Source organism: Flavobacterium fluvii (assembly GCF_900129545.1).
Taxonomy (GTDB): Bacteria; Bacteroidota; Bacteroidia; order Flavobacteriales; family Flavobacteriaceae; genus Flavobacterium; species Flavobacterium fluvii.
In genome coordinates this window covers 12,668-33,912 of the sequence record NZ_FQWB01000007.1, presented here as the reverse complement: position 1 = coordinate 33,912, position 21,245 = coordinate 12,668, and the positions used below count along the sequence as shown (strand labels likewise).

General features: G+C 38.2%; 13 protein-coding genes. 6 read left to right on the top strand and 7 right to left on the bottom strand.

Annotation, left to right across the window (positions count from 1 at the left end):
* Positions 1–3 precede the first annotated feature (3 nt).
* From BUC16_RS14335 to flxY, 4 genes are read left to right on the top strand one after another with little or no spacing between them, the layout of a single operon-like run.
* Positions 4–3,687, top strand: coding sequence for an MMPL family transporter (locus tag BUC16_RS14335; RefSeq protein ID WP_073371495.1), 3,684 nt, complete (start codon positions 4–6; stop codon positions 3,685–3,687).
* Positions 3,684–5,201 (top strand): phytoene desaturase family protein, encoded by a 1,518-nt coding sequence (locus tag BUC16_RS14330; RefSeq protein ID WP_073371494.1) that lies wholly within the window; start codon positions 3,684–3,686, stop codon positions 5,199–5,201. Before BUC16_RS14335 ends, BUC16_RS14330 begins: the two co-directional genes overlap by 4 nt.
* A 14-nt stretch (positions 5,202–5,215) precedes the next feature.
* Positions 5,216–6,886 carry a C45 family autoproteolytic acyltransferase/hydrolase gene (locus BUC16_RS14325; protein ID WP_073371493.1) on the top strand — a complete coding sequence of 557 codons (1,671 nt, stop codon included), beginning with the start codon at positions 5,216–5,218 and terminating at the stop codon, positions 6,884–6,886.
* Positions 6,883–8,181, top strand: a complete 1,299-nt coding sequence (gene flxY, locus BUC16_RS14320) for a flexirubin biosynthesis putative acyl-CoA ligase FlxY (protein ID WP_073371492.1) — start codon at positions 6,883–6,885, stop codon at positions 8,179–8,181. The genes BUC16_RS14325 and flxY overlap by 4 nt, the downstream gene beginning before the upstream one ends.
* Positions 8,182–8,239: 58 nt before the next feature.
* Here the strand turns inward: flxY and BUC16_RS14315 are convergent, their stop codons facing one another.
* Complete coding sequence (locus BUC16_RS14315) at positions 8,240–10,324, bottom strand: TonB-dependent receptor family protein (RefSeq protein ID WP_073371491.1); 2,085 nt, start codon at positions 10,322–10,324, stop codon at positions 8,240–8,242.
* 25 nt (positions 10,325–10,349) lie between these two features.
* Positions 10,350–10,913 carry a helix-turn-helix domain-containing protein gene (locus BUC16_RS14310; RefSeq protein WP_244534372.1) on the bottom strand — a complete coding sequence of 188 codons (564 nt, stop codon included), beginning with the start codon at positions 10,911–10,913 and terminating at the stop codon, positions 10,350–10,352.
* 214 nt (positions 10,914–11,127) lie between these two features.
* Between BUC16_RS14310 and BUC16_RS14305 the strand changes: the two genes are divergently transcribed.
* Together BUC16_RS14305 and BUC16_RS14300 are read left to right on the top strand one after the other, a co-directional pair.
* Positions 11,128–12,810: a GH39 family glycosyl hydrolase gene (locus BUC16_RS14305; RefSeq protein WP_073371490.1), complete on the top strand. Its 1,683-nt coding sequence runs from the start codon at positions 11,128–11,130 to the stop codon at positions 12,808–12,810.
* Between the two features lie 203 nt (positions 12,811–13,013).
* Positions 13,014–13,712, top strand: a complete 699-nt coding sequence (locus tag BUC16_RS14300) for a DUF1826 domain-containing protein (protein WP_073371489.1) — start codon at positions 13,014–13,016, stop codon at positions 13,710–13,712.
* An 86-nt stretch (positions 13,713–13,798) separates the two neighbouring features.
* Here BUC16_RS14300 and BUC16_RS14295 read toward each other — a convergent pair whose 3' ends face one another.
* From BUC16_RS14295 to BUC16_RS14275, 5 genes are all read right to left on the bottom strand, one after another.
* Positions 13,799–15,703 (bottom strand): discoidin domain-containing protein, encoded by a 1,905-nt coding sequence (locus BUC16_RS14295; RefSeq protein WP_073371488.1) that lies wholly within the window; start codon positions 15,701–15,703, stop codon positions 13,799–13,801.
* Positions 15,704–15,744: 41 nt separating this feature from the next.
* Positions 15,745–16,530, bottom strand: coding sequence for a glycerophosphodiester phosphodiesterase family protein (locus BUC16_RS14290; protein WP_073371487.1), 786 nt, complete (start codon positions 16,528–16,530; stop codon positions 15,745–15,747).
* 85 nt (positions 16,531–16,615) lie between these two features.
* Positions 16,616–18,916 (bottom strand): beta-glucosidase BglX, encoded by a 2,301-nt coding sequence (bglX, locus tag BUC16_RS14285; protein WP_073371486.1) that lies wholly within the window; start codon positions 18,914–18,916, stop codon positions 16,616–16,618.
* 41 nt (positions 18,917–18,957) lie between these two features.
* A complete protein-coding gene (locus BUC16_RS14280; protein ID WP_073371485.1) occupies positions 18,958–20,325 on the bottom strand; it encodes a glucoamylase family protein in 1,368 nt (455 codons plus the stop codon).
* Between the two features lie 64 nt (positions 20,326–20,389).
* Positions 20,390–21,220 (bottom strand): LamG domain-containing protein, encoded by an 831-nt coding sequence (locus BUC16_RS14275; protein ID WP_073371484.1) that lies wholly within the window; start codon positions 21,218–21,220, stop codon positions 20,390–20,392.
* Positions 21,221–21,245: the final 25 nt, after the last annotated feature.

The following is a 21,245-nucleotide window of genomic DNA, read 5'->3' as shown; positions in this document are numbered from 1 at the left end:
AGAATGCACCACTATTTTTTCGCCATTCATTCCTTTGTGAATAGAAGGAAATTCCTTTCTGTTGCATTGTTTATTGGAATGCTTTTTATATTCCTGTTCTTTGCTTCCAAAATTAAATTTAGCGAAGACATCACCAAATTAATACCGACAAACGACAAATCCGACGTCACGGCAAAGGTGTTGAACCAATTGAATTTTGCCGATAAAATCACCGTCACGATTCATCTCGAAAAAGATGGAACCACGGAGGATTTAGCCGAATATGCCCAAGTTTTTCTAGACAGCATTTCCAAGGAATGCAAACCCTATATTACTTCAATTCAGGGGAAAATTGACGAGGAAAACATTCAGGAAACGATGGATTTTGTACACAACAATTTGCCGTTATTTCTGGACGAGAAAGACTATGAAACCATTCAGGGAAAATTGCAAAAAGACAGCATTGCAGCTGTTGTTGCAGGTAATTACAAAACCATAATTTCGCCAACGGGAATTGTTACCAAAGATTTCATACTTAATGATCCATTGGGAATTTCTTTCATTGGATTGAAAAAACTCCAACAACTCAACATAGGCGACGACTTTCAATTGGAAAACGGTTTTGTGATGACCAAGGACAAAAAAAAATTGCTTCTGTTTATCACGCCCAATTTACCTTCGAGCGAAACGGAAAAAAACACTTTTTTTGTAGCCAAACTCAATTCGATAAAAGACCATTTAAACCAGCAATTTAAAACAAAAGCCGAAGCCAATTATTTTGGCTCCACGCTTATAGCCGTGGCCAACGCCAACCAGATTAAAAGCGATATTGTCATGACGACTTCGGTTGCCATGATTGCACTAATGTTGATTTTAATCCTGTTTTACAGAAACATTTACATTCCACTTATCGTTTTTTTGCCCACTGTTTTTGGCGGACTTTTCGCCATTGCGTTATTGTATTTTATAAAGGGAACTATTTCGGCAATTTCATTGGGAATTGGTTCCATTTTGTTGGGGATAACAATTGATTATTCGCTGCATATTCTCACGCATTACAAACACAACAGCGATGTGAAAACATTGTACAAGGACATTACGATGCCTTTGATCATGAGCAGCACGACAACGGCTGTCGCTTTTTTGTGCCTGCTTTTCGTAAAGTCGGAAGCCTTGAAGGATTTAGGGATTTTTGCGGCAATTATTGTAGTGGCTTCGGCGGTGTTTTCGTTGCTTTTTGTTCCTCATTTGTACAATCCCAAAACTGAAGATGGTGCCCACAAAAAGAATATTATCGACAATGTATCTGATTTCTCTTTTCATAAAAATAAATTCCTGATCGGGAGTTGCATCATCATCATGATTGTTTGTTTTTTCACCTCCAATAAAGTGGTTTTCAACAACGATTTGTCACAATTGAATTTTGTTCCAAAAGAAATTAGGGCTGCCGAAAAGGAATTGGAAGAAAGTTCCAATATTACTTCAAAATCAATCTATCTGGCTTCCTACGGCAATTCCTTGGAAGAAGTTTTACAGAACAACAGCCAGCTATTTTCAAGCTTGTCCAAACAAAAAGAAAATCAGAAGATTCTAAGTTACAGTTCCATTGGCGGCATCGTGATTTCCGAAAAAGAGCAACAAAAAAGAATTGATAAATGGAATTCCTTTTGGAACGAAAACAAGAAAACGGTTTTAACATCAAATTTAGTCTCTGAAGGTTCAAAATTTGGTTTTAAACCATCGACATACCATCTTTTTTTCGAGCATTTGAAAACGAAGTTTCAACCGCTGACTTTTGAAGAATATGGGCAGCTAAAAGCTTTGCAGCTACAGGAATTTGTAACCGAGAAAAAAGGTTTTTTTACGATTTCGACTTTAGTGAAAGTGGCTAACGAGCAACGCGATACTTTTGTCAAATCGATGTCGTCCCAAGCCAAATTGAAGGTTATCGACAGACAGCAAATGAACGAAACCTTTCTTGGCCAGCTCAAAACCGAGTTCAATACCTTGGTCAATTATTCTTTTATAGCCGTGATTCTTATCTTGTTTTTCTTTTTCAGGAGAATAGAATTGGTCATTATCAGTTGCATTCCCATTGTCATTACTGGAGTCGTTACGGCTGGAATTATGGGCATTTTCAATATTCAGTTGAATATTTTTAGCGTGATTGTTTGTACTTTAATTTTTGGTCACGGCGTTGATTTCAGTATTTTTATGACCAGTGCCTTGCAAAAAGAATATACCAACGGGAAAAACGAAATTGCGATTTATCGAACCTCCATAATTTTGGCCGCCATAACAACCATTTTAGGAATTGGAGCCTTGATTTTTGCGAAACATCCGGCATTGATTTCCATTTCTTCGGTTTCGCTGATTGGGGTTTTTGCAGCCTTGATAATTACGTTTATTTTCTATCCAATTTTATTCAAATTATTTTTGTCCAATAGACCCAAAAACGGAAAAGCGCCTTTCGAAATCAAAAGATTGTTGCATTCGATTCTTTCCTTTACATATTACGGATTGGGAGGTTTCCTGCTGTCGATCATCAGCGTTGGTTTAATGAAGATTATTCCTGTTTCCAGAAAAAGAAAGGAGATGGCATTTCATTTTTTAATGTCTAAATTCATGCAATCGGTGTTGATGTCTTATCCGTCGATTAAACGAAAAATAATTAATGTCCAAAAAGAAACTTTTGAAAAACCAGCTGTAATCATTGCAAACCACACTTCGTTTTTGGATATTTTGGCGGTTGGAATGTTAAGTCCAAAAATCATATTTTTGGTTAGTGATTGGGTTTATAATTCGCCTATTTTTGGTGCTGGCGTTCGTCTGGCGGGATTTTATCCGGTTTCCAACGGAATTGATAATGGAGTTGAACATTTGAAAGCCAAAGTTGACCAGGGATTTTCATTGATGGTTTTTCCCGAGGGAACCCGTTCTTCGGACAATTCTATTAAACGTTTTCACAAAGGAGCTTTTTATTTGGCGGAACAACTGCAGTTGGATATTGTTCCCGTTGTCATTCATGGTTATTCCGAAGTATTGCCAAAAGGGGATTTCGTAATCAATGGTGGGAGAACCACGGTGGAAATATTGGACAGGATTCCTGTAAATGATGCTGCTTTTGGCAAAGAATATTCCGAGCGAACAAAGAAAATGAGTGCTTTTTTCAAAGCCCATTTCAAAAAAATGCGTGAGGAGTTGGAAGGACCAAGCTATTTCAAGAAAATGATTCTCAACAGTTTTGATTATAAAGAACCTGAAGTTGTCAGGGATGTAAAGAGAGATTTTGACCAACATTTAGAATTATATCATGAATTGGTTTCGGTGATTTCTCCAAAGGCAAAAATTTTGCATTTGTCCAATGATTACGGTCAATTGGACGTGTTGCTTTCGCTGCAGGAATCACAAAGAAAAATTGATTCTTTTATTGCCGATGAAGAAAAAAGAGCGGTTGCCAAAACAAATTACATAGTTCGGAAAAGAACGATTCATTATTTGGAAAACAGGAAAAATTTTGAAAAGAAGAACTATGAGGTTGTACTGATTTCTGACGATAAACAGGAGGTAGGCATAGAAATAAGTGAGTTGGCGAACACCGTTATTTTAGTAAATTCGTCTAATCTAAAAGAAGTTATAGCATCATTAGGTTTTGATATTGAGATTGAAAGTGAAAATTTAATTGTTTTAAAGAAAAAAAGACCATGAAAAAACAATATGACGTTGTCATTGTAGGAAGTGGTCTAGGAGGACTGGCTTCGGGTATTATTTTGGCCAAAGAAGGTTATAGTGTTTGCGTGCTCGAAAAAAATAATCAATTTGGAGGAAACCTCCAAACTTTTGTACGCGATAAAACCATTTTCGATACGGGAATTCATTACATAGGGGGGTTGAGCGAAGGTCAAAATTTGAATAAATATTTCAAATATTTAGGCATCATGGACGATTTGAAACTTCAAAAAATGGATGAAGACGGTTTCGACATCATCTCTTTTGAAGATGACTCCCAAGAATATCCCCATGCCCAAGGCTACGACAATTTTGTCAATCAGTTAGTGAAGTTTTTTCCCGAAGAGCAGGAAACCATTCAGAAATATTGCCAAGAGGTTGCCAAAACCTGCAGTTCTTTCCCTTTGTATAATTTGGAGTGGGAGGGGAAATACGACAGTGAAATACTGGGTATAAATGCCAAACAATATATTGACGAACTAATCCCAAACAAGAAATTAAGAGCGGTTCTGGCAGGGTCTAATTTTCTTTATGCCGGAGTCGACAAATCACCTTTTTATGTCCACGCATTATCCGTTAATTCCTATATTCAAAGTGCTTGGCGTTGCATAAATGGAGGAAGTCAAATTACGAAACAGTTGATAAAACAACTCAAAAAATACGGGGGAGAAATTTACAAATACAAGGAAGTTGTACAATTTGAAGTAGAAGACAACGCAGTTTCTGCTGTAAAAATGAAAGATGGAACAGAAATTTTGGCCAACATTTTTATTTCTAATGTTGACCCAAAAGCAACATTGCAAATGGCCGGAGTGGACAAATTCAGGAAATCGTTTTACAATCGAATCGAGAGTTTGGAGGGAGGGATTTCAGCTTTTAGTTTGTACGTGGTTTTCAAACCTAAAACTTTCAAATACCTAAATCACAATTATTATCATTTCAAGAATAGTGAAGAAGTCTGGACTGCCCACGAATATGATGATGAATCTTGGCCAAAAGCATTTATGGCTTCGATGAACACTTCAAAAAACACTGAAGTTTGGGCCGAGGGCATGACGTTTATCACTTACATGAAATATGAGGATTTAAAAGTGTGGGAACAAACATTCAACACTACTGCCGAAGAATCGGATAGAGGAGAGAGCTACGAAGCATTTAAAATCAAGAAAACAGAAAAATTTCTTCAAGAAATTGAATTCAAATTTCCGGGAATTAGAGATTGTATCCAGTCAGTACATAGTTCAACGCCATTGTCCTACAGGGATTATATTGGCGGTTACAACGGCAACATGTATGGTTACGTGAAAGATTCCAACAATCCGATGAAAACGTTCATTGCTTCAAAAACCAAACTGGATAATTTATATTTGACAGGCCAAAGCATCAATATGCATGGCGTTTTGGGTGTGACGATTGGCGCAGTGGTGACTTGTTCTGAAATTATAGGAAAAGAATATTTGGTCAATAAAATCAATCAATTCTCAGAAAAATAATAAGATATTTGAATATGAAATCACTTTTTCAGTTCCTGTTTTTATCCTTTTTTTTCCTGACAATCGTTTCTTGCGGTATTTCAAAATCATTACACGATCAACCTCAATTGGAGGGTTACAACAAGGCAATTCCAGTTGTAAACAAACAATCGAAAACTGCTTTTTCCACGGGAAATAATTTTATGTTGAAAAACAAGCAAAACCTCTGGGAGCTTTATGTGGAAGGTGATCCGCTCGAAAGGGGCTTGGCTACAGGAAGTTTGACTGATTCATTGTTAAAGAAGCAGCAAAAAGTTTTCTTTGGTAAAATAAATGAGATGTTGCCTTCAAAATTCAAACAAAACACACTCAAGACTTTTCTGAAATGGTACGGAAGGAAACTTTATCTCAACGTTCCCGAAGAATACAAAACCGAAATATATGGGGTTTCAGAATACAGTTCGCACGATTTTGACAACATTGCACCGCGCTATTTGAGGAGTTTGTATTTGCATGGCGCCCACGATATTGGTCACGCCTTACAGGATTTGATGTTGGTGGGTTGTTCCTCATTTGCTGCTTGGGGCGAAAAATCCGAAGACGGAAACTTGATTTTGGGACGCAATTTCGATTTTTATGCGGGCGATGATTTTGCCAAAGATAAAATCGTTGCCTTCATCAATCCGAAAGAAGGGCATCCTTTCATGATGGTGACATGGGCAGGAATGATTGGTGCCGTTTCCGGAATGAATAGGGAAGGCTTGACCGTGACCATAAATGCGGCAAAATCAAGAATTCCGTTGGTGGCAAAAACTCCAATTTCAATTCTGACAAGAGAGATTTTGCAATATGCGGCGACTCTTGACGAAGCCATCGCTATTGCCAAAAAACGAAAGGTTTTTGTCTCGGAATCAATAATGGTGGGCAGTGCCAATGATGGAAAGGCAATTATAATTGAAGTTACGCCACATAATTTTGGCGTTTATGAAGTTCCAAACAGCAACCAATTGATCTGTTCCAATCATTTTCAAAGCACGGAATTAAAAAACGAGAAAAATAATCAGCTTCAAATAGAAAACAGTCATTCCAAATACCGTTTTGATAGAATGGAACAATTATTTGATGCAAACCCCAAAATAAATCCTCAAATTGCGGCCGACATTCTTCGAAACAAGGAAGGCTTGAGTAATTTGGCTTTGGGTTATGGCAATGAAAAAGCCCTGAATCAGCTTATGGCACATCATGCAATTATTTTCAAACCCAAAGAACGCTTGGTTTGGATTTCTTCAAATCCTTATCAATTGGGCGAATTTGTATGTTATGATTTGAATAAAGTCTTCGAAAAGAGGAGTGCCAAAGATTCCATTGTTTCATTACAGGTAGAAAAATCAAACATTCCGAAAGATGCTTTTTTGGAAACCACCGAATATGCCAATTATGAAAAATTCAGGATTGAAGACCGAAAGATGGATGCTTTTAGAGAAAATAAAAAGGATTTACCCATAGATTTTGTTGAAAAATACCAATCTTTGAATCCTGATTATTGGGTGGTTCATTATAAAATTGGATTGTATTATTATCAAAAAAAATCATACCAATTGGCCCAAAAACATTTTGAGAAAGCGTTGTCCAAAGAAATCACGACCCTTCCCAAAAAAGAAGAAATACAAAAGTATTTAAAGAAAATTAAAAGAAAATTATCATGATTCCCCCAATAGAAAAAGCTGCTGCATCAGAAATTAAGGCATTACAAGAGCAAAAACTTTTGGAAGTTTTGAGTTATGTCAATCAAAATTCTCCTTTTTATAAAAGACTTTTTTCTAAAGAAAAAATAGATGTCAACAGTATCAAGACAATTGAGGATTTGCAGTATTTGCCGGTGACAACCAAGGAAGATTTGCAAAAATACAACGATGATTTTCTGTGTGTGCCAGCCAACAAAATTATAGATTATGCCACGACCTCCGGTACATTGGGAGATCCCGTAACCTTTGGTTTGACCGATAAAGATTTAGACCGATTGGCTTATAACGAAGCAATTTCGTTTGATTGCGCCGGAATTAAAGAAGGCGACATCGTGCAGTTGATGACCACAATCGACAGGAGGTTTATGGCCGGTTTAGCCTATTTCTTGGGATTGCGAAAAATGAAAGTAGGCGTAATTCGTGTGGGTGCCGGAATTCCGGAATTGCAGTGGGATTCTATTTTGAAATACAAGCCTACTTATTTAATCACGGTTCCATCTTTTTTGCTAAAACTGATTGAATATGCCGAAACAAACAATATTGATTACAACAACTCTGGTATAAAAGGAGCAATTTGCATTGGTGAATCCCTTAGAAACCAGGATTTTTCGATGACCGTTTTGTCCAAAAAAATCACCGACAAATGGAATATCAAGTTGTTTTCGACTTATGCTTCGACCGAAATGAGCACGGCATTTACGGAATGTGAGCATTCAATAGGTGGTCATCATCATCCCGAATTGATTATAGTTGAAGTTTTGGATGAAAACAACCAACCCGTAAAAGAGGGGGAATCGGGTGAATTGACTTTTACCACTTTGGGAATTGAAGCCATGCCATTGGTACGTTTTAAAACGGGAGACATTGTACAATTGCATACAACTCCGTGTGCTTGCGGGCGTAATACGTTGCGTGTTGGTCCAGTTGTTGGTAGAAAACAGCAAATGATAAAGTACAAGGGAACTACCTTGTATCCGCCGGCAATGATTGATATTTTGAACGATTTCGACACTATAGAAAATTACATCATCGTAATTTCTACCAATGAACTGGGAACGGATGAAATCGTAATCAAGATTGCCGTAAAACAGGAATCAGAATCTATTTTGCATAAAATAAAAGACCATTTCAGGGCCAAATTGAGAGTGACTCCAAAAATTGAATTTACCACCAAAGAAGAGTTGCAGGCATTGATTTATAATCCAATGAGCAGAAAGCCAATTCATTTTTTTGACAATAGAAAGAATTTACTTTAGTTGGTATTGCATTGTTAATTAAAGTATTTCAAGCCTTTAGTAGTGTTTAGGGATGGTTTTAAAATAAATAAGTTAGCTGAAATCCACCATAGAAATTCCTTGGGTTTCCGGGATAATAATAACGGGGAGGAGCGGTTCCAACACCAACTGCATTGGGCAAAATACTGGACGAATATTTTTCGTTCAAGATGTTTTGCATTCCAGTATTTATTTCTGTTTTTAATTTTTTTAGAACAACAAAAGCATAGGCTACTTTTGCATCGAATAATTGGTAGCTTTTGGTGTATTTTGAATTGGCATCATCCATTGGCATCTTGCCAAAAAAGCCGTAGTTGGCGTTGATGTTCAGGCCAAAATCAGTACTCAAATCAAACCCTGAATTCAATTGAACATTGGGTACGGCGGGAAGCTTGTTTCCTGAAAAATCGTTGTTTTTATCTACAAAGTCAGTAAACTTGAAATCATTTATCGTCCCGGAAAAGTAGGGACGAAGTTGGAGGTTTGAATTAGGAATCCATTTGTAATTCACCAAGAATTCGATACCTCGATGGGAACTTTTCCCGGCATTGATTCCCATATATTGGTCATCGGCAATGCGACGGGCGACCAATAAATTTTCTACCTCTAAATCATAAAATACCAGTTCCGTATAGAGTTTGGAATTCAGGAAATTGCCTTTGAAACCCACTTCATAATTAATTCCTGTTTCTGGTTTTAAATCCGTGTTGATTTGCCCTTCTGGCGTCAAGGTTTCGGCAACGGTAGGTGTTGAAAAACCTTTGCTTATGGAAGCAAACATATTTTTTCCAGTGGATAATTTATAGGAAAGACCCAGGCGAGGTGACCAAATCGATCCAAAAGTATAATTCTTTTCGTCTGTTTTATTTTCGATAAGAACATCATTTTGCTCATAATTGGTGGAGTTGTAAGCGAGGCCGGATTCCAGGTACAGTTTTTTTAGAAGTTGTATGTTCATTTGCACAAAGGCATTTGAATTGTTTCTTTTTTGGTTGATTTCGCTAAAACGCTCACCCTGAATGCTTCCTTGTCCCGGTTGTGATTGATATAAATTTTTATAAAGCGAAAAGTCATAATTTTCTGTTATGGATTCAATCCCAATGCTAAAAGTGGCAGGAATTGAAAAAAAGTTGGTTGTATGGTTGATTTTGGATCTAAAGTTGAAAGAACCGCTTTTGTCTTCCAAGATATCAAAAGGGCGGGCTTCATATCCGTTTTTGAATGAAGTGGCAATACTTGTGTTCAAAGACCAATTTTCAGAGAAATGATGTTGATACCCCAATCCAATCAAGGCTTTGTCATACGATTCAAACCCTTTGGCAGCTTCCCAAGTTGCTGCAGCTTTTTGAGGAGAATTGATGTAGTTATTTTCACTGAGAGAACTAGGAATATAAGATTTCAGTCGGGTGCCGATTGCGAAAAGGGAAAGGATGCCATTCTTGGAAAGATGTTGTTTTCCAAACAAGTTGAACGACTTGCGATCATAGCTGCTATTGGATCGGTAGCCTTCATTTTGTAGTGTACTGTAATTGGTGTAAAAATTTGATTTTTCATCACTGTATCCAGCAGATAATACCTGTTTTAGTAGCTCGAAACTTCCTATGGTGGTGCCTGTTTTTACAAAAGAATTTTCATTGGGGGTTTTATTTGCCTGTAGATTGATTACGCCTCCAAGTCCAGCTCCAAATCCAGTTGAATTGGGGCCTTTTATGATTTCAATGCCATCTATGGCTTCTAAATCAATATCTTCCAATGTGGTTTCCCCTTCGGCACTGGTAAGCGGAATTTCTTCAAAATAGGCCTTGATGCGAGTGGTGCTGTATTGTGATCTTGAACCAATGCCTCTAATGGTAATTTTATTGGTATTCAAGCTGCCTTGTTGCATATAAACTCCGGGAACTTTGTTGAGAATTGAGGTAAGAATTACTCCGTCGGCTTGCTTGATTTCTTTTTCCGTGACAATGGAAACTGATGCCGCCAAATTTTGAATGGAATTCTGGATGGGTAAACTTTTGACAATCAATTCCGAAAGTCCAATAGTGTCGTTTTTTACCTGTCCTGAAACAGAATGACAATACAAAAGGAATAGGAGATAAAGGAAAACGCCGGAAGATATTTGTCGCATTTTATTCTTTTAAATAAGATTTATTTTAAGCAAAAATATCAATGTAGGTTACTTCATCGGTAATGGGTATGATACCGTGTTTGTGCATGGCATTAAAGTATAGACTGTCACCTGATTTAAGGATGTATTCCGTTTCTCCCACTTGCATTTTCATGCTGCCTTCAATAACAAAAACAAACTCTTCGCCTTCGTGTGACAGCTGATGGGGAATCACTTCGCCCTTGCGGGCCACAAATAAAAAGGGCTGCATTTTTTTATCGTGAAACTCGGAAGCGTATGGGAAAATCAGGTATCCTTTTTCAGTCTTTATTAATTTTTCCATTGCCGTTTTCTGGCTTGTGACAATTGTTTTGCCCCAGCCTTCTTCCTCCAACAAACCTGAAATAGTCGTGCCTAGCGTTGCTGCTATTTTAACCAAAGTGGCAACCGAAGGAATGGTTTTGTCGTTTTCAATTTTAGAAATCATGCTTTTAGACAATCCACATTTATCCGCAACTTCCTGCAATGTGCGTTTTTGGTTTATGCGCAATAGTTTTATTCTCGTTCCCACTTCAAGAGTGTTTACTGTGGCAATTTTTTCTTTTTCCAAAATAATATTTTTAATTAGTATTTCGTAGTTTATTAAGGTGTGAATAATCCAACAATACATTTGATTATTGGAGTCAAGAAATGAAATATAAAATATAAAATTAAAAATACTGGTTTTAATAATATATAATTATATTTGTCAACATTGTTGAATACAAAGAAACAAATTTTATTAATACAAACTTGCGGAAACCCGCAATAAAACAAATTACAACATGCATAAACTAATAAAGTATTGCCTGATAGTTATTGTAGTACAGTATTTGGCTGCGCCATTGTATGCCCAAAGTCCTGAAATTACCGTGGATCTTAAACAAGAGATAGCTCCGATGACTCCGGTATGGGCTTGGTTTGGCTATGATGAGCCCAACTATACGTATATGAAAGACGGTAAAAAACTTCTTGGCGAAATTGCAGCTTTGAGTCCAGTTCCCGTATATGTGCGCACTCACAGTATGTTGGTGAGCGGTGATGGCGTTGCAGCTCTTAAATGGGGTTCTACCAATGCCTATACCGAAGACAGTTTGGGTAATCCAATATACAACTGGAAAATCGTGGACAGTATTTTTGATACTTATGTTTCACGTGGTATGAAACCCTTGGCGCAAATAGGTTTTATGCCTGAAGCATTGTCAACTCATCCGACACCATATAGACATTATTGGAAACCCGGTGATCCTTATACCGATATTATTACGGGATGGGCTTATCCGCCAAAAGATTATGATAAATGGCGAAAATTGGTGTACGAATGGGTCAAACATTCGGTGGAACGTTATGGTCAAAAAGAGGTGGAAAGCTGGTATTGGGAAGTATGGAACGAACCCAATGGTCACTATTGGAAAGGTACGCGAGAAGAATTTTTGAAAATGTACGACTATGCAGCCGATGGACTAAAGCAAGCTTTACCTACTGCAAAAATAGGTGGAATTAATATTGCCGGTACAAAAGGGAAGGGGGCCCAGGAGTGGACCAATGATTTTATTAAACACTGCATTAGCGGGACCAATTATGCAACGGGAAAAATAGGTTCGCCTATGGATGCGATTCTTTTTCACGCTAAAGGCAGTCCTAAATTGGTAGATGGTTCTGTTCGAATGAATATGGCACCACAGTTAAATGATATAGAGACAGGGTTTAAACTTACGATGTCGTATCCAGAAACAAAAAAATTGCCCATCATAATTGGAGAATCAGACCCAGAAGGCTGTGCAGCCTGCGGAATGGCCACCAATCCTGAAAATGCTTACCGAAATGGCACCATGTATTCCAGTTATACAGCGGCATCTTTTGCTCGAAAATACATATTGGCAGACCAGACAAAAGCAAATTTTCTTGGTGCAGTTTCATGGTCTTTTGAGTTTGAAAACCAACCATGGTTCTATGGCTTTCGCGACCTTGCAACCAACGGAGTGGACAAACCCGTACTTAATGTTTTCAGGATGTTTGGCATGATGTCGGGAAACCGTTTAGTTGTCAAAAGCAATCGTATGTATCCGATAGGCGAAATCTTAAAATCAAGTGTTCGCGGCACACAGTCAGATATTGGAGCATTGGCAAGCAAGGATTCAAAATCAGCAGCAATAATGGTCTGGAATTATCACGACGATGATAAACCAGGTCCAACAGAAAACGTAACTGTAACTATCGAAAATATTCCCGCTAAAAAAGTTGCACTAAGCATTTACTTAATTGACAAAGAAAACAGTAATTCTTATGAAGTTTGGAAAAAAATGGGTTCGCCACAAAATCCTACGCAAGAACAAATAGATACCCTTGAAAAATCTGGAAAACTAAAATGTATCTTGACTAAAAAAATTAAAATCAAATCTGCCAAAAGTGTAGTGCCTTTAAATTTAGAACGTCAAGGCGTGGCTCTGGTAAAATTGGATTGGTAATCGCTATTTATCAGTTTCATTTTTAGATACCCAGATTAACGAAAACACGAGAGGGGGAGATCGCTTGATTGCCCTCTGACTCAAATGCAGCCATTTTGGGTATCCAGTAAAAGAATAAAGGATATAGCGATAAAAATGCTGTAACTCCGTGTAATTCCATAATTTTGTGGTACATTAAGTAACTAACTTCTTGATATCACACTATGAGCAATACATTTTCTGACAGCAACCAAATTGGAATGGTATCCACTTTTTCTGAACTTGTAAATACTGATTTTAAGGGAGAAATGAATGCACTATGCTGGTACAGAAATTTGGAAGGAGATTTTAAAGAGATTGTAGGTAAACTGCAAATAAAAGAAAATATGACGGAAGTTTATCCTAAAGATCTATTGGCACTCCAACTATCAGAAAAGGGGAATAGAGCAAGGGAAATTATCTTGAATGATTTACTATTATTAACCGATTTTGGAGCTTCCCCCTCTCTTAATTTACTTAAATGTTATGAACGAGATGATGAATTTGATTTCATATCCACTGATGTGTATTCGTATCATGTCGATCGTTCGCCCATCGCAACAGACACTTTTTTATGTACCTATCACGGAGTGGCAAGTGATATTATTTCCAATGAGCAAGCCGAGCAAAAAATTCTAATTCCTGAAATTCGAAAAAAATTGGAAGAACTACATAACGGCCCATCAGAGGAATTTGAAAACTTTTTGAAGGAAAATTATTTTGATTTGCATTATCAGGCGCAACCCCATATAGTGCCTATTAATTTAGGATTAGGACATCTTTGGCGCCTGGCGGTGGATCATCCAAAACAGCAGGTTCTACCTTGTATTCACAGGGCACCAATGGAAAAGGAAGGGGAATATCGTTTGTTGTTGATTTGCTAAAAAAAAACAAGGGGTATTCAAATTGATTGGTAATTTGAATTAAAAAGGAGTAAGTCCGAGTTTAATATATCCTAATCATTGTTTTATTAATTGACTTTTAGGTTTTTGGTTACTTTTGATTTTCCACTTTCGTTAAAGGCTTCAATGCTGAAATAGAAGTCAGTTTCCTTGTCCAATCCTCTAAAATCATAAGAGTTTCCATTGTAAACCATTATGTTGTTGTATAATTTATCAGGAGCAATTCCGTAGTAAATGGTATAGCCAACAGCATCTGGCTGAGCATTCCAAGAAATCATGGCATTTCGGGAATCCTTGGCATTCCTGTCCACTTTGAATCGGGAAACTGGTTTAGGTTTCTCTGACAATCCATTTCCAAAAACCCGGAAATCTGAAACGGCGAACAATCCGGAAGCATTGTGGATATTCACCATTTTCACAAAACGTGCTTCAATAGGTTTTGTCAACTCAACATAATCATGAGGAACGTCTTTGTCATTTTTTGATTTATCAACCACCAATTTCCAGTTTTGTGCATCATCGGACATCAAGATTTGATACTGATAATAAATATCCATCGCCTTGTTGTATTGCGTGGCTTTGTGATCGGCATAATTAATCTGTAATGCATTTATTTGCATTTTACTACCCAAATCAATCTGCAACCATTCACCGGATTTGTCCGTTTTGGCGGACCAATACGTTTGAATATCTTCATCGGTGAGATTTTTGGTATCATAACAGATTTTTTCGAATACTTTTTTCCCGCCTGTGTCCACTCTGTGCGTCTGCACTTCCATGCATTCTTCGGAAGAGGATACTGTTGCCTTTTTTTTGTATGAAAGCAACATCCATCCTGACGAAGCCCCATTGACATGATCGCGTTTACCTGTGGGAAGCAAGATGGGGAAATCTCCATACGACGTGTTGGAATACATGACATCATCCTTGTCAAATCCGGCAGGGAACATGTCGATGCGTCGCTCGAAACGATCTTTTATGGAAATCTTGCAGGTTCCCGTATTCCAATAATTTCCATAATTGTCTGCAAATGTATTTCCGTGTCCGGCTCCAATTACAAATCCACCAGGCTTGTACGACATTGGATTGTGTTTTTGGTATGTGAAAGGTCCCAGCGGATTATCGCCAACGTGTACACCATTAGCATACCCTTTAAATTCAGTTGCCGGAGCTCCATATTGCATGTAATATTTGCCATTGTGTTTGGTCATCCAGGCACCTTCGATAAAATTCCCCCAAGGAGCAGGTTCCATGTCGTTGTTGGGCCCAAAACGTTCCCAACCGTGTGAAGCAGGATCCAAGCCAACAACTGCTTTTACTTCACCATACGGACGCTGAATATCCTCAACTTCTGTAGCTTTATATAATTTTGCATAATCTGCCTGATTCCCTTTTGGCAACCATGTTTTGTAATCCACTTCAACTCCCACCAAAGGCAATTTTCCGCTTGAACCGTAATACATGTATACTTTTTTGTCATCGTCCTGAAAAATGGCGGGATCCCAGGTTGGCAACATGGCGGTGTCAACGTGCCTTAGCCATCGACCCGATTTTGGATCGGCTGTTTTCCAAATTGGATGATCCCTTTTCCAGGTTGACCCCACATAAAACAAAGTATCGTTTACAACCCAGGCTGCTGGGGCACATTGATCGTCATCGCCCGGCTGTCTTTGAAAACTTCCGTAAACAAATTTCCAATCAGACAGGTCTTTGCTCCAGAAAAAACCTGCCTGATTGGTCGCGAACAAATAATATTCGCCTTTGAAAGTAATGATGACGGGATCTGCGCTTGAACGGCGAGATTCCGGAATTCCATTGTGATTGTAAGTCGTGTAATTGTAACCAATATTTATCGGGTTACAATACGTTGTCGCTGGTTTGTTTGGGTCGAACCATTCTGTTTTTTGTGCTGAGACATTGACATTAAATCCTGTCAAAAACAACAAAAGTAATAGTGAAGGTAGTTTATCCATTTCTTTTATTTTTATGTTATTTTAAAACAAACCTCTAAAGGCTATTTTTTATCCTTTATTTTTTGATTTAATAATTCAGGTTCATTGGTGGTGATATAATCAAAATTATTTTCAATAATCCAATCCATTACCTCAACCTCATTCACGGTCCAAGCGTTTAGCGTAATATTATTTTCTTTTGCTTCTTTTATCCATTCAGGATGTTTTTTAAAGACTGAATAATGATAATCAATTCCGGAGATGTTATCCAATTTTACTTCCTTTGGAGATTTATTGCCATCCAGGTATTGCAAGGAAGTTTTATTGTCCACTTGCCTGATTTGTTTTAGAATTTCGTAATCAAAACTAATGTAGCAGGTTATTTTTTCGGCTTTGAGTTTCTTTACGGTTTCAACAACTTTCAAGGCAGTCATTTTTCCTCTTTCCTTGTTTATTTCTGAAGGTTTTATTTCGCAAACCAAAAGAGTGTGTTTGTTGTTTCTTTTGCCCTCCGTAACATATTCGCTCAAAGTGGGCAGCTTCTCGCCATTTGAAAGTTTGAACTTTATCAAGTCGGCATAATTGGTTTCCTCGATGGGCAATTTGTTGTAATGTGGATCGTGATTGATGACCAGCGAATCATCGGCGGTTCTCCGAACGTCAAATTCAGAACCAGGTAGTTTCAATTCGATTGCGTGCCGTAATGCTGCAATGGAATTTTCCGGAAGATTGTTTTTTTTCCAAGCTCCACGATGTGCCACAACAGCGTTTTTCTTCGCATTGCAAGAAGAGAAAACAATTATTGCCAGCATAAAAAGAAATACTCCAAATCTTTTAATAGGCTTCATTTTTATAAAATTGAAATTATGATTGTTTATAAAAAAACCCTTCGCATAACCAGTACGAAGGGCAACTACTAAATTAACTAACCAATTATTTTGTTAACTCAAAACTAACTTTCTTGTCGGCATTTGAATTTCCTCCCACGAAAACATCAAATTGCCCTGGTTCCGCCACAAATTGCAATTCAGAATTATAAAATTTTAAATCTTCAATCGCAATGTCAAAAGTCACGGTTTGTTTTTCCCCTTTTTTGAGAGTTATTTTTTGGAATCCTTTCAATTCTCTAACGGGTCTTGTTACTGAACCAACTATATCCCTGATGTACAATTGAACAGTTTCTTTTCCGTCAAAATTTCCTGTATTGGCAACATCAACTGTTACTTTTAATTTCCCGCTGAAATTCATTTTATCGGAAGAAATTTTCAGGTTTGAATACTCAAAATTGGTATAACTCAAACCAAAACCAAATGGAAATAACGGCTCGTTTCTTTCGTCGATATAATTGGACCTGAACTTTTCGAATTTGCCTTCGGTATTGGAAAGTGGTCTTCCCGTGTTTTTGTGTGCATAATAAATGGGCACTTGTCCCACGCTTCTCGGGAAAGTGGCAGTTAATTTTCCGGAAGGATTTACATCACCAAACAAAACATCGGCAATGGCGAAACCCGCTTCACTACCTGCAAACCAAACATTTAAAATTGCGGGAACAGTTGCATTTTCATCATTTAATACCAAAGGTCGTCCGTCAAATAAAACCAAAACGACGGGTTTTCCTGTTTTCAACAACACATTCAATAAATCTTTTTGAGCCTGTGGAATTTCCAAGTTTGTACGGCTGCTGCTTTCTCCGCTCATTTCAGCAGATTCGCCAAGTGCCGCCACGATTACATCGGCTTGATTGGCAACTTTTAAGGCTTCTGCGATTAATTCGTCTTTGGAACGTTTGTCTCTGTTCAAGGTTTTACCAAACATGGTTGCATTGGTTTCAAAAGTTTCATCATAATCTAAATTGCTTCCTTTTGCATAAAGTACTTTCGTGGATTTTCCGGCTACTTCCTTAATTCCTGCCAATAATGAAACTGCATTTTCCATTTTTGTGGCCACGCTCCAAGTTCCCGGCATGTTTTCTTTGGCATCTGCCAATGGCCCAATCAGGGCAATAGTTCCTGATTTTTTAAGAGGCAATACCTGGTTTTGGTTTTTTAACAGCACCAATGACTGGGCAGCAATCTGGCGCGCTTCTTTTCTGCTGGCTGTCGTGAAAATCTCTGTTTTAGATCTTTTTTCATCACAATATTTATATGGATCGTGGAATAATCCCAAATCATATTTGGCATTCAAAATAAGAGTTACCGCATTGTCGATTTGCTGTATGGTCACTTTCTTTTCGTCCAATGATTTTTTTAAAGTAGTCAAGAATCCTTCACCTACCATGTCCATTTCAACTCCGGCGTTTAATGACATGGCTGTTACTGTTTGCAAATCGCCCATGCCATGTGCGATCATTTCTGGAATTCCGGTAAAATCAGTAACAACAAAACCTTTGAAGCCCCATTGTTTTCTTAAAACATCTGTCATCAGCCATTTATTTCCCGTGGCAGGAATACCGTCCACTTCATTGAAGGAAGCCATAACCGATCCCACTCCGGCATCGACAGCGGCTTTATAAGGTGGGAAATAATCGTTGAACATTCGGATGTGGCTCATATCGACCGTATTGTAATCGCGACCCCCTTCTGGAGCACCATACAATGCAAAGTGTTTGACACATGCCAAAATTGTATTGTTTTTTGAAAGATCATTTTGCTGATATCCATTCACCATCGCTTTGGCTATTTGGCTTCCTAAATAAGGATCCTCCCCGGAACCTTCAGAAACTCTTCCCCAACGTGGGTCACGAGAAATATCAACCATGGGGGAGAAGGTCCAGTTGATGCCATCGGCACTCGCTTCCTGTGCCGCGATTTGGGCACTTCTTTCGATCAAGTTCATGTCCCAAGTACAGGAAAGTCCAAGAGGTATAGGAAAAGTGGTTTCGTACCCGTGAATGACGTCCATGCCAAAAATCAAGGGAATTTTCAAACGGCTTTTTTCGACTGCAATTCGTTGTACCTCTTTTATTTTCTGTACAGATTTGATGTTGAACAAACCGCCAACCTTGCCTTCTTCGATTTTTTTGGCAACATCGGAACTATTGGCTTGACCAGTGGTTATATCGCCAGAAGTTGGTAAATTCAGTTGTCCTAATTTCTCGTCTAATGTCATTTTTGACATTAACTCTGATACAAACTCTGATTTAGGTTTAATTTTTACGGTACTTTTTGTGCTCTTTTTTTGAGAGTAACCTAAAACAGCACATACTAAAAAAAGTAAGACTAATTTGTTTTTCATTCTATGGTATTTATATGTTCTTGTTGTTCCTGTTTGAATGGCTAAAATCCGTATTTCGTTGAATGAAAACCTAGATTCAACAAGCCTTGTTTTACCTCGGGTGCATTCATGAATAATTTCCACAATAAGCCTGTTCGATAGTTCTCGATCATGGGAGCAATTGTTCCTTGGTCTATGGCTAAATAACGCGGCGTTACCCAATTAAAATGGGGAGAAAAAGCATCATAAGGCCCAGCAATTCCAATATATTTTGCTTTGTTTTCATCGTATAAATAATGTAAAAACTTCATGCTCTCAATTGGCGTGTACGGAAAAGAGGATAGTGCGGCTGTTGGAGTAATTACGCCTAAATCATTGTCGGTGTCATGGGCAGAATACCCAGTTGTTCCGTCTGCATTTCGGGAATAACTGGCTGTGAGTCCCCAACATTTTTCGGAATAGCCTTTCCATTTTTTTGGATTCACCAGACTGTGCTGTACCATAATCTTGGCATGATTCTGGGTCAAAACGCCATAATCCGCATATTTGTCTTTCAAGTTATTTGGATCTAATCCCAAGTATGAATATTGTGCCCAAAACAAAGGACCGGCATTTCCACTAACGGTATTGTATTTGAATATTAATGGAATTCCATACTGTGTCTTGTCGGTTGCAATAGTTCCGTTTCGTGTCCAGCCTTCGTGATATGCAGCGGCAGGAATCGGATGAGTTGTTGAAGCAGCACCCAAAATGTAAGCAATCAAACACTCATTGTATCCTTCCAATTTGAATTTCATTTCCCATTGATATGTGGGTGACCAATGCCAATACATCGCATTTTCTCCATTGGTGTACCAGCTCCATTCCACACCTTTCCATAAATTATCCGCTTTGGCAGCCAATGCTTTTTCTTGGACGTTGCCGTTTTTGAAATACTCCCGAACGGCAATCAATCCTTGGCACAAAAAAGCAGTTTCAACTATGTCTCCACCGTCGTCTTTATTTCCAAAAGAAATGGCTTTTCCTGTGTTTCCATCCATCCAATGTGCCCAAGCTCCGTGAAAACGATCTGCTTTTTCCAGAAAATCCATGGCAGTGGTCATTCGGGTAACGGCTTCGGCTCTTGGAATAAAACCTCTTTCCACTCCAACAATCAGGGACATTAGTCCAAAACCAGAACCACCAGTGGTTACTTTACTGGCTTCAAAACCTGGATTGTCTGTGTGGTAACGCTCTCTTCCTAATTTTGAATTGGGTTCCGCATAATCCCAAAAATACTTTATGGCATCTTTTTGAACCTGATCCATTGCTTCGACATCAGTCAATTGAACTGATTCCTGCTGTATGGGTTGTTCATTAACTTTTGTACTGTTGTTGCAACATAAAAGAAACACAAAAGTTGGGATTAATAAAAGTTTGATTTTTTTCATGCTGTAAAGTATAAAAATTTGCCAAAGTACTTTTGCACTTTGGCAAATCCTTTTTATTTAAATTTTAAAGTTTCCCGGTAAACAACTGGTTTGCCTCTGCGGCAGTCAATGCAGAAGCATACAACCTGAATTGATCCAATGCGCCAGTCCAGGAGTTCATCCATCCTTCTTCTGGATTTCCTGATCCTCCTATTCTAAAACTACCCACTTTTGAAGTGTTGAATTTTATGTTTCCATGATTTGTCCATTGGCTAAGAGGTTCGTATGCCACACCATCTCTGTAAAGCACCATTTTTGAAATTGTTCCATCATAAACAAATGCATAATGATGCCATTGATCGTCAAATATGCCAGGAACAGCTTTGGCATTTACCCATTCAAACCATTTGTCGGAACCTCCCGTGCTTGGCTGTTCATCCACAAAAAGTTTCAAAACCGGGTTTGCAGTTGTTCCTTCCACCATTACAAACATTGCCGCCTTTGCCCAGTTGTCACTTGTCAGTGCAAATGCAAATTCTGTTTGGGTTGGTGCTTTGTGTTTTGCCCAAAATGAAACTGTAAAACTCGCTGCTGTAGCTGCAAAATCATTTGCAGACGAATAGGATATGAATTTTTTTGCCACACCTCCTTGCGCTGCTTTTCCATTTATTCCTTCGGTTTGGGTTAGAGGATTGTCAGTGGGAAATTTTGCACGAATATTGTCCACGGCAAACCGCAGTGGATCTGTCGTGTTGTTGTCAAAAGGGACATAGAATTTCAAAGGTCCTCCCACAGGATTTTCATCTATAGGATAGTTTCCCAATTCCGGTCTGTCCATGTCCTGACATCCTATAAATACCATCGAAATAAACACTATTCCGAAAGCTTTCTTAATCATTGCTATATTGATGTTCATCTTATTTATTTTTTAAGTGGAATGG